Origin of the sequence: Brevundimonas subvibrioides (assembly GCF_027271155.1) — a bacterium.
Classification (GTDB): Bacteria; Pseudomonadota; Alphaproteobacteria; order Caulobacterales; family Caulobacteraceae; genus Brevundimonas; species Brevundimonas subvibrioides_D.
Genome location: NZ_CP114542.1, coordinates 2,662,095 through 2,672,204 on the forward strand (window position 1 = coordinate 2,662,095; position 10,110 = coordinate 2,672,204).

The following is a 10,110-nucleotide window of genomic DNA, read 5'->3' on the forward strand; positions in this document are numbered from 1 at the left end:
ACCGCTTGAGCTGGACCCACGACATGGGTCCAGCCGAAAGCGTGAATCAGGCTCCAGCCCCCCCTGCAGATCTAACAAAAAACGCGCCGCCCCGGACCCGGGACGGCGCGCTCTTTTTTGGGCGCTAACGCGGCCTAGAAGGTCGCGCGAACCACGAAGGAGAAGCGTCGATCGTTCTTGAACCACGACCGCGGGGCCAGCAGCAGGCTGTCGTTCAGAACCTGGAAGGTCCGTGTCTGCTCGTCGAGCAGATTGACCGCCTGGACACCGACCTTGATCTGCTCGTTCACGGTGTAGAACGCCGACCCGTCCAGTTGCCCGGTATCGTCCGAGAAGATCGGAGCGAAGGGCACGATCTCGTCACGGGTGGTCAGCAGATATTTCGACCGCCAGCTGTAGGCCAGCCGCAGCGAAATGACGTCATTTTCGTAGATCGCAGCGAAGTTGGCGTTGTGCTCCGACAGCGACTCCAGCGGCAGAAGGCTGGTGTCGATGACCGGCTCATTCCCGCCCGGATTGGCCTTGTCGGCCGACAGGTTCTCCTGGGGCACGCCAGAGCTGTCGATATAGGTGTAGTTGGCCTGGATGCCGAAGCCCGACAGCCAGCCCGGAAGGAAGTCGTAGAACTGCTGGTATGCGAACTCCACGCCCTGGATATCGCCATCCTCGGTGCTGTTGGTCGGCCCCCGAACATAGACGGGATAGGTCGAGCCGCCGTTTGTGAGCGTGCGATCGTAAAAGCCGTTCGTGATCGCGTCCGACAGGGTCTTCTTGAACAGAGATACGGTCAGCGACCCCGTCGGGGCAAAATAGTACTCGAGCGACAGATCGAACTGCCGCGACTTGATCGGCATCAGGAAGGTGTTGCCCGCCTGGGCCTCGAACCCGAGGAAGGTGTTGTCGACGACGCGCGGGGCGATCTGCAGCTGGTTACGCGTCAGACCGAGGTCCGATCGACGAATGGCCTCGGTGTAACCGGCACGGATCAGCAGTTGCGGCGTCAGGCCGATCTTGACGTTCGCACTCGGAAGCCAGTTGTCATAGGTGTGGACGGCCGTATTGGCGACCGACGTGCCGGTCGCGAACGCGAGGGCGCGAGCCCGTTCTGTGACCGAGAGGCGGCAGAACGCGGGGATCGTTCCACCCGGCGGGACCACTGCCCCGCAGTTACCGTTGAAGACCTGGGAGGTGGTGGGAAAGCTCAGACCGCCCTCGGCCGAGATTTCGGTCTCGACATAGCGGACACCGATGTTGCCGCTGATCGACACGCTCTCACCCCAGACGGGATCTGCGTCATTGCTGAACTTGATCAGCGCGTACGCGGCAGTGGTCGCCTCGTTCGTGTTGTTGATCTCACCGGCCGTGTAGTCCGTCCCGGGCACGACGTTCCCACGCGCAGACAGGGGAACCCAACCGCCGCCGCCCCAGATCCGGTTGATGCTCCGCGCGAAGTCAACGGCTGTAGCATAATCGGCTGCCGGATTGCCGCGATACCCGAGTGCGGTCAGCGGCACACCAAGACCCGAGAAGTCGAAAGCCGCGACAGCGCTGGTACCGCTCGTCAGGCGCGAGGTCGCGACATTGCCCTGATCCAGCCAGACAGGCCCGGTCGAGCCGTTCCAGACTTCAGACAGGACGCCCCAGTTATAGACCGAGTTTCGGGTGGTCTGTTCGCGCTCGGCGTAGCGGGCACCCACCTTGACCGAGTCCAGCCAGCCCGCATCCAGGTCGTATTCCGCGTCGGCCCGCAAGGCATACTCGGAGCCGTCGCTGTCCTCCTTGTGATCCATTGCGTTGCGCCAGTAGTAGTTGGCCGGGTTCGCAAGGAAGGCGTTGATGTCGCCGCTGCCGCTTGGCGGCCGCAAGGTCAGGGTCGGTGAGTCCCCGCGCAGGTCGATCTCGTCAATCGCGAAGAAGGAGTTTGCGATCTGGAAGTCGGTGTTCTGCACCGTCGATTCAACATACTGGGCATCGAAGTTCAGGCGCAGGCGTTCCGACGGCGCCCAGCGGAAGTTGAAGCCGTAGTCGCTCGTGACGTACTCCTGCTCCACTCCGCGCTTGATGTAGCTGTGCTGGATGCCGTCCAGGGGCACCGACGAGTCGGCCGAGCGCCATCCCGCGCTCGAGGTGATCACGCCGTTGGTGAAGATCCCGCTGTCGTCGTAGCCGAAGCTGGTGCCTGGCACGGCCACACGATTGCCGGTGTCATCCACGATCGACTCGACGGCGTTTTCCGTCCAGGCCTGTGTCGAATCCGAGCGCAGATACTGGAGTGTGGCTTCCATCGTCCCGTCGTTGGAGCGCCACTGTGCGGCCGCGGCGATGCCATCGCGACGCCGGTCGAACTCTTGCGACCGGAAGGCCAGGCCCGAAGGCGTCCAGAGCTGACGCCCGCCCGCGCCCGTGCTCAGCCTGTAGTTCAGGGATTGCAGCCCGTCCGAGCGTGATTGAAGCTGGGAATGGACCCCGCTGAGCAGCAGACCGAACTCGCCGGCGGCCGTGTCCCAGCGGTTGCTGACCAGGGCGGAATAGGTCGGCGTCAGCTCTTGCGCGAGATCGCCATAGTTGCCTTCGATGGAGCCCGCAAACACGGCCCCGTCGCTGTCAAAGGGCTTGCGTGTGTTGAGATTGACCGTGCCGGCGATACCGCCTTCGATCATGTCGGCCGAAATGTTCTTGAACACTTCGACGCTGCCGAGAAGCTCGGGCGGGACGTCGGCGAACGACAGATCGCGGCCGTTGTTGGCGGAGAAGGTATCTCGGCCGTTGAGCTCGGACCGGACGAAGGTCAGACCACGGACAATGACGCCCGACCCTTCGACGGAGAAGTGATCGGGATCGTTTGCGCCCGCGAAGCGGCTGATCGAGACGCCGGGGACGCGCTGCAGCGCCTCGGTCACCGATCGGTCCGGCAGCGCGCCAATGTCCTCAGCCGTGATGGCGTCCACGAACACGTCCGACGACTGTTTGATCGCCTGGGCGTTACGAAGGCTGGCCCGGATGCCCGTAACGACGACTTCCTCGACCTGGGTGGCGTCATCGTCGGTTGAGGTCTGATCCTGCGCCTGCGCCTGGACCGGCATGGCCCCCAGCGCCATCCCGAACGTCAGGGCGGATACACCGCACAGCAGGTGGCTTACACGGGGGCGGAGCCCCAAAAATCGGGTGTCGGTCAAGAAATTCCCCCCTGAGGAACGCGTTTATTGGACAGCTTGACAGCGCTGTCATTTCGAAATCTATCACGCTGTCGATATTTGGTCAATAAGCGCCCGGCCCGGGTCCTGACGGCCGCGTTGCGTGCTTCCTTGGAGTTCTGATGACGTCCAGACCTGACAACGCGATCCGGAGCGTGCTCATCGTCGGTGGCGGCACCGCCGGCTGGATGGCGGCGGCGGCCCTGGCGCGATTAGGGCAAAACGGGGTGACCCGGGTCACCCTGGTCGAATCGGAGGACATCGGGACCGTGGGCGTGGGGGAAGCCACGATCCCTCCCCTCGCCAGCTTCAATGCCCTGCTGGGCATCGATGAGGCCGATTTCCTAAGGCAGACCCAAGGCAGCTTCAAACTCGGAATCGAGTTCGTCGACTGGGGGCAGCGCGGCGATCGCTATATCCATCCCTTCGGCTCCTTCGGCGTCGACATGGAGGGGATCAAATTCCACCAGTTCTGGCTGATGGCCCGGGCGATGGGTCGGCCCGAGCCGCTGGGTGACTACAGCCTTTGCATCGCCGCGGCCCGGCGCAACCGGATGGCCCGGCCAAGCGCGGACCCCCAAACGGTCCTCTCCAGCCTCAAGCACGCCTATCATTTCGATGCCGGACTGTACGCCGCCTATCTGCGGCGGATCGCCGAAGGACATGGCGTGACGCGCGTCGAGGGTCGGATTGCAGACGTGGCCCTGCGACCCGAAGACGGGTTTGTGGAATCCGTGACGCTGACGGACGGCCGGTGTCTGGCGGCTGACCTCTTCGTGGACTGTTCGGGGTTCCGCGGCCTCATCATCGAGCAGGCGCTGAAAGCTGGCTACGAAGACTGGTCCCACTGGCTTCCGTGCGACCGGGCCCTGGCCGTCCCCAGCGCAAAAGCGGGGGCCTTGACGCCCTATACGCGCTCGACGGCCGACAGGGCCGGTTGGCGCTGGCGCATTCCGCTCCAGCACCGGACAGGCAACGGCTATGTCTATTCGAGCGGATACATCTCCGATGACGACGCCGCCTCGGCGCTCCTCGGCGGTCTGGACGGCGAGGCTCTTGGTGATCCTCGCCCACTCCGCTTTGTCACCGGCCGCCGCAAGCAGCAGTGGGTGAAAAACTGCGTGGCGCTGGGGTTGTCTTCAGGGTTTCTGGAACCTCTGGAGTCGACCAGTATTCACCTGATCCAGTCAGGCATCTCAAAGCTGCTGGCGCTGTTTCCAGACCGGTCGTTCGACCCGGTGATGATCGACGAGTTCAACCGGCTTTCGAAAACGCAGTTCGAACAGATCCGCGACTTCATCATTCTGCACTACAAGGCCACGGCACGGACCGACACACCCTTCTGGGACTATGTGCGGACCATGGAGGTGCCCGATACGCTGTCGCGCAAGGTCGAGCTCTTCCGGCGGTCAGGCCGGTTTTTCCGCTACGAGGACGAACTGTTCAGTGAAGCCAGCTGGGTCGCCGTCATGCTGGGCCAGGGGATAACGCCCGAGACCTGGGATCCCTTGGTCGACACGATCGATCGAGGCGCGGTCCTGCGAAAGATGTCGGGCCTTCGTGACATCATCGCCCGCACCGCCGAGGCGATGCCCACCCACGAAGCCTTCATCGCGCGCTACTGCGCGGCGTCCTGAAGGGCCGGTGCGGCAGCCGGACAGATCGTGTCGTTCTCGTTGGGGGCCAATCGGACCTCCGAGACAGACACCGTAAAGGCATCGTTGCTGGACAGCCGGAAGGGGCGATCGACGACAGAAACGTCGGCACCGGCGGCCGCGAAGCAGGACAACCGGACCTTCACGCTCCGCCATTCGCCCAGCGGGGCTGCCGAGAAGACCGAAGTCGCATCGACCCCACCCTGCCCGACGGCCAGCCTGACCTGGCCCTGAGGCGCCGCGTCGACGCGGTAACGGAATGCCAGTGCGAGTTCGCCATTGCTCTGACGCGTCAGGTCCACGGCCTGACCCCAGATCAATCCGCTGGAAACATGGTTCGGCTGGAAGGCGAGCCTCAGCCCGCTTTCCTGCGCCAGATCGTCGACCGTCTCGACCACCAGCCCGCCTCGAGGGCTGGCCGCTTCTGCCGTCAGGTCGGATCGGCTCTGGCCCCCTTCGTCCTCGAGAGCCAGCGACCAGGGAGAAACCACACGGCCGTCGACAAAGTATTGGTCGAGGCTGGACGCCGTAATGGCCACCCCGCTCTCTTCGGACAGAAGTCCGAGTTCGGTCGTATCGGCGTAGGTGCGGCCGTAGCCGTAGGCGAACTGGGGGTCGTAGGCCGGGGACCCATGGTTCAGTGGTGCGCCCCTTGCATCCTTTGGCCAGGAAAAGGACAGGGTGCCGGTAAAATCATTGCGGGAGGCCCCTGCGGAATCGCCGATCAGGACGTCGGCGATGCCTCCGCCCTCGGATCCAGGAAGCCACGCCGCCACAAAGGCGTCCGACGCATTGATTTCCGGGTTGGTCCACATCGGCCGTCCAGAAAGGAACACGGAAACCGTCGGGATCCCCGCGGCTCGCAGGCGCCTCAGGATCTGGAGGGGGGTCTCATCCAGGAAATCTAGGGTCTCGACGTCGCCCTGGAACTCCGCATAGGGCGTCTCGCCGAACACGACGACCGCCACATCGGGCCTCTCGGCAAAAGAACCATCCGGACTGAGCACGGCCCTCCCGCCAGCGTTCGACATCGCTTCATTGATGCCGCCCCAGATCGACTGTCCGTTCGGGAAGTCGGCATTGCTGTTGCCGGTGCCTTGCCAGGACAATGTCCAGCCACCCGCCGCCTGACCGATGTCATCGGCAGCCGTCCCCGCGACGAGCACCGTCCCATTCCCATGAATCGGGAGGACGCCGCCGTTGTTCTTCAGCAGCACCAGGGATCGGCGGACGGCTTCGCGGGCCAGGGCGCGGTGGTCGCCCGAGCCCAGAGCCTCGAGGTGACCCTCAACGGGCCGGGACGTTTCGAACAGTCCGGCCTTGACCTTGGCGCGCAAGATGCGTCGGACGGCCTCCTCGACGCGAGACATGGGGATTTCGCCGGAGCGAACCTGCGCCAGTGTATTGGCGTACAGCGGCCGCCAGCTGTCGGGTGCCATCAGCATGTCGATGCCCGCATTGATCGCGGCGGCGCAGCTTTCGTTCGAACAGCCGGGCACCTGCCCATGGGCGTTCCAGTCCGAAACGACGAATCCCTGGAAGCCCAGCGGACCGCGCAGCACGTCCGTAAGGATGCCGGCGTTGCCGGAATGCTTGACCCCATTCCAGCTCGAGAAGCTGGCCATGATCGACAGAACGCCCGCATCGATCGCGGCAGGATAGCCGCCCAGATGGATGTCGATCAGCTCCTGCTCGGTACCCTCGAAATCGCCCTGGTCCTTGCCGCCGGTCGTTCCCCCGTCCGCCAGGAAATGCTTGGCGGAGCCGGCGATGTGACCGGGTGCCAGCGGCTGGCCTGCGATCAGCTGTCCCTGAAGGCCCAGCGTCATGGCCCCGCCATAGCTGGCCGCGATTTCAGGATCCTCGCCATAGCTTTCATAGGCGCGCCCCCAACGGTCGTCGCGCGCGACAGCCAGCGTCGGCCCGAAGGTCCAGTCCGCCCCGGTCACCGCGACTTCAAGCGCCGTGGCTTCTCCGATGCGACGGATCAGATCGGGATCTCTGGCAGCACCGAGGCCGATGTTGTGGGGAAACAGGGTCGCGCCAACGATGTTGTTGTGCCCGTGGACCGCATCGATACCGTAGATCAGCGGAACCATGGTGCCCGGGCGCGCCGCATTGGCTTCGCGGAAAGCCCGGGCGAGCGCGACCCATTCACCTGCCGGTGCCCGGTCGTTTCCGCCCGGAGCCGAATTGCCGCCCGCCAGGATTGACCCGAGCGGGTAGGTCAGCAGGTCTGACGGCTGGATGCTCGAGATATCGGCCTGGATCAGTTGGCCGACCTTCTCCTCCAGGGACATGCGCCCCATCAGTTCGGTGATGAAGGCTTCGGTTTCCGGGTCGGTCATGGCAGCAGGCGACGCCGCACGGGGCCACAGGGCAGAATGTGTGGTTGCGGCTTCGACGACCGTTGCGCCGGGCACGGACTGAGCGGCTGCGGACGTCTGCAACGCCAGCGTCAGAACCAGGATCGAAACAGCCGTGCGCATAAGCATCCTCTGGAAAAGGCCGCTGCGACGTGGGTGCGTCGCGGCGGAGTTGGTCGTCGATCGGGAGGCAGGAGACACCTCCCGAAGCGGTCGCGGTTTAAGGTTGGCTACGAAGCGATCGCCAAGCCCGTCCGGGGACGCGGATAGCGAACACGCCGCATCACCTGACACCGGTGCCCAATTTCGCTTAGGCCAGTCCTGACAGCGCTGTCAAGAAAGACACCGTCAAGGGCGGCTGCGCTTTTCATATCGCTCTCGCCGATTGTCGCCTGATCAGCTCGTAAGGAACGGTCATCGGCCCGTCCGGCCTGACGCTGTCGGGTTTCAGCAGCCCGATCAGGCCGCGCATGGCTTCCGCCGCCATTTCGGCCACAGGCTGGCGGATCGTGGTCAGGGTCGGGGTGCTGAACAAGGCGCTCGGCGTGTCATCGAAACCCACCAGCGACAGATCCTGAGGCACCGAAAGGCCGGCCGCCGCTGCCGCCTGCAGGGCACCAAGCGCCATGTCGTCGTTACTCGCGAAGACGCCGGTCAACCCGGGCACCGAGTTCAGAAGCGCCGTCATGCCCCTCATGCCCGACGGAAAGGTGAAATCACCCTCCACGATCGCCGCTTCATCCAATGCCAGGCCGTGGGCCGCCAGGGCGTCCTGATAGCCCGCCTGCCTCAACTGGCTTGCGGGATAGGCGGGTGGTCCGGTGATAAAGCCGATACGTCGGTGCCCGAGCGAAATGAGGTAGGCCGTCATGTCGAAGGAGGCCTGGCGTTCGTCCATGGACACGCAGAAGCCCCGGTCAAGCTGTGTTCGTGCGCCGATGCGGGCATAGTTCACCCCCTCCTGATCAAGCACGTCCAGAACCGTGCCATGGTCCGAATTCGGCGGCGTCAGAAGCACTCCGCCCGGGCGGATGGCCGCGAGCAAAGCCATGAGTTCCCGGTCCAGGGTTTCGGCACCATGATCGACCAACTCGACCATCAGGTGATAGTCGGCTTTCCGACATTCCATCAGGGCGCCCAGCTCCAGCCGGCTGAGATAGTCGTTCCCGCGTCCGCTCCGCCAATGCTCGATCGTCAGGGCTGCATCTGCCAGCGCCGCGATGAGGGACGAGGTCGCCCCTGCGAGACTACGCGCCGACAAGCTACGGCGATAACCGAGGGCCTCGACCGCCCTGGACACCTTCTCGCGCAGCGCCGGACTGACGTTCGGTTCTCCGTTCAGCACACGCGATACGGATTTGATCGACACGCCGGACCGGGCCGCGACATCGTAAATCGTGACAGCCGCCAAAGTGATTCTTCTCCAGGCAACATCGAATTTAGCGCCGCCGACCGGCCCCATACTAGGGCAAAGCGGACATGGGCGGGAATAGAATCGATGTCGGGGCCGGTTCCAGTCTGGACCTCAAACCAGGGGCTTGCGGCAGTATCGTCCGAACAGGGCGATGATCAGATAGCAGGCCACCGGAGCCGCCAGCGCCACGCGCAGGGTCGAAGCGTCGGCGATCATCCCGGCCAGCGGCGGAACGATTGCACCGCCGACAATGGCCATGCAGATGATGCCGGATCCTTCAGCGGCACGTTTGCCCAGGCCTTCGCACGCCAGGGTAAAGATGCCTGGAAACATGATGGCATTGAACAGGCCCACGGCGAGCAAGGCGATGCCGGCGACCGGCCCGGTGGTCACCACCGACAGGCCGATCAGGATGATGGCGCAAACGGCGACGAAGGCCAGAGCCTTCCACGCCGGCACAGCCCGAAGCACGGCGGCACCGATGAAGCGACCGACCAGGGCCCCTCCCCAGTAGAAGATCAGCAGCTTGCCGGCGGTCTCGGCCGACTGACCCAGGACGTCCGCCTGCATCAGATAGTTGACCATCAGGCTGGCGATCGCCACTTCGGCGCCGACATAGACGAAGATGCAGAGCGCGCCAAAAGCGAACCGGGGCCGCTTCAGCAATTCGAACGCCCGCAGGATGGAGGTGCGCTCGGCCGGGGCCTCGACCAGCCGCGCGCGGTTGAGCCAGACCACCAGAGCCACGACCGCCAGGGCACCAGCAATCCCGAGATAGGCGTTGGTGATCACCGCAGATTCCGCTGCGCGGTAGGCGATCAGGGCCGGGCCGGCCATTTCCGTCGGATCGGCGGTCGCCAATGCGCCCAGGATCATGGCTGCGCCGACGAAGGGAAACACCGTCGTGCCCAGCGAATTGAACGCCTGCGCAAAGGTCAGACGGCTATGCGACGAGCGCGGGTCGCCCAGCATCGAGATCAGCGGATTGGCGACGACCTGCACGAGCGTGACGCCGGCGGCCAGCACGAACAGCGCACCGAGGAAGGTCGGGAACAGCCCGGACCGTGCCGCAGGGATGAAGAGGAGGCAGCCGACCAGCATGATCAGCAGACCGACCACGGCACCTCGCATGTAGCCTATTCTCTGAACCAGCGCAGCGGCGGGCAGGGCGACGATGAAGTAGGCGGCAAAGAAGGCCGTCTGGATCAGCATCGCCTCGAAATAGTTCAAGTCGTACAGTTCTTTGAGTTTGGGTATCAGGACGTCATTAAGGCTTGTGATGCCGCCAAAAATGAAGAAAAGGCCAAATACAAACCATTGGAGATATCGGACATCTCCGGACACCACACCCTGCGGACTGTCGGCCGTCGAAGGAGCATTCATGGCCTGGATCTTTCCGCGTCGATGGGTTGAACAGGCGGAATGCAAAAACCGCATTGGCCTTCATCATTCCTGCTCACTTCGACGACAAATAGACAGCG

5 protein-coding genes are annotated in these 10,110 nt (G+C 64.1%); 1 reads left to right on the plus strand and 4 read right to left on the minus strand.

The window, feature by feature from the left end; genetic code table 11:
* Nucleotides 1-134: 134 nt before the first annotated feature.
* Nucleotides 135-3,176, minus strand: coding sequence for a TonB-dependent receptor (locus O3139_RS13355; RefSeq protein WP_269514557.1), 3,042 nt, complete (start codon nucleotides 3,174-3,176; stop codon nucleotides 135-137).
* Nucleotides 3,177-3,316: 140 nt separating this feature from the next.
* On the opposite strand from O3139_RS13355, the gene O3139_RS13360 reads away from it, so the two are divergent.
* Nucleotides 3,317-4,831: a tryptophan halogenase family protein gene (locus O3139_RS13360; protein WP_269514558.1), complete on the plus strand. Its 1,515-nt coding sequence runs from the start codon at nucleotides 3,317-3,319 to the stop codon at nucleotides 4,829-4,831.
* Here the strand turns inward: O3139_RS13360 and O3139_RS13365 are convergent.
* The 3 genes from O3139_RS13365 to O3139_RS13375 form a co-directional block, all read right to left on the minus strand.
* On the minus strand, nucleotides 4,813-7,338 hold the full coding sequence (locus O3139_RS13365) for a glycoside hydrolase family 3 protein (RefSeq protein ID WP_269514559.1): 2,526 nt from the start codon (nucleotides 7,336-7,338) through the stop codon (nucleotides 4,813-4,815). The two genes, O3139_RS13360 and O3139_RS13365, sit on opposite strands and share 19 nt — an antisense overlap.
* Nucleotides 7,339-7,582: 244 nt before the next feature.
* Entirely contained in the window at nucleotides 7,583-8,677 is a 1,095-nt protein-coding gene (locus O3139_RS13370; RefSeq protein ID WP_269514561.1) for a LacI family DNA-binding transcriptional regulator, read from the minus strand.
* Nucleotides 8,678-8,740: 63 nt separating this feature from the next.
* On the minus strand, nucleotides 8,741-10,012 hold the full coding sequence (locus tag O3139_RS13375) for a sugar MFS transporter (RefSeq protein WP_269514562.1): 1,272 nt from the start codon (nucleotides 10,010-10,012) through the stop codon (nucleotides 8,741-8,743).
* Nucleotides 10,013-10,110: the final 98 nt, after the last annotated feature.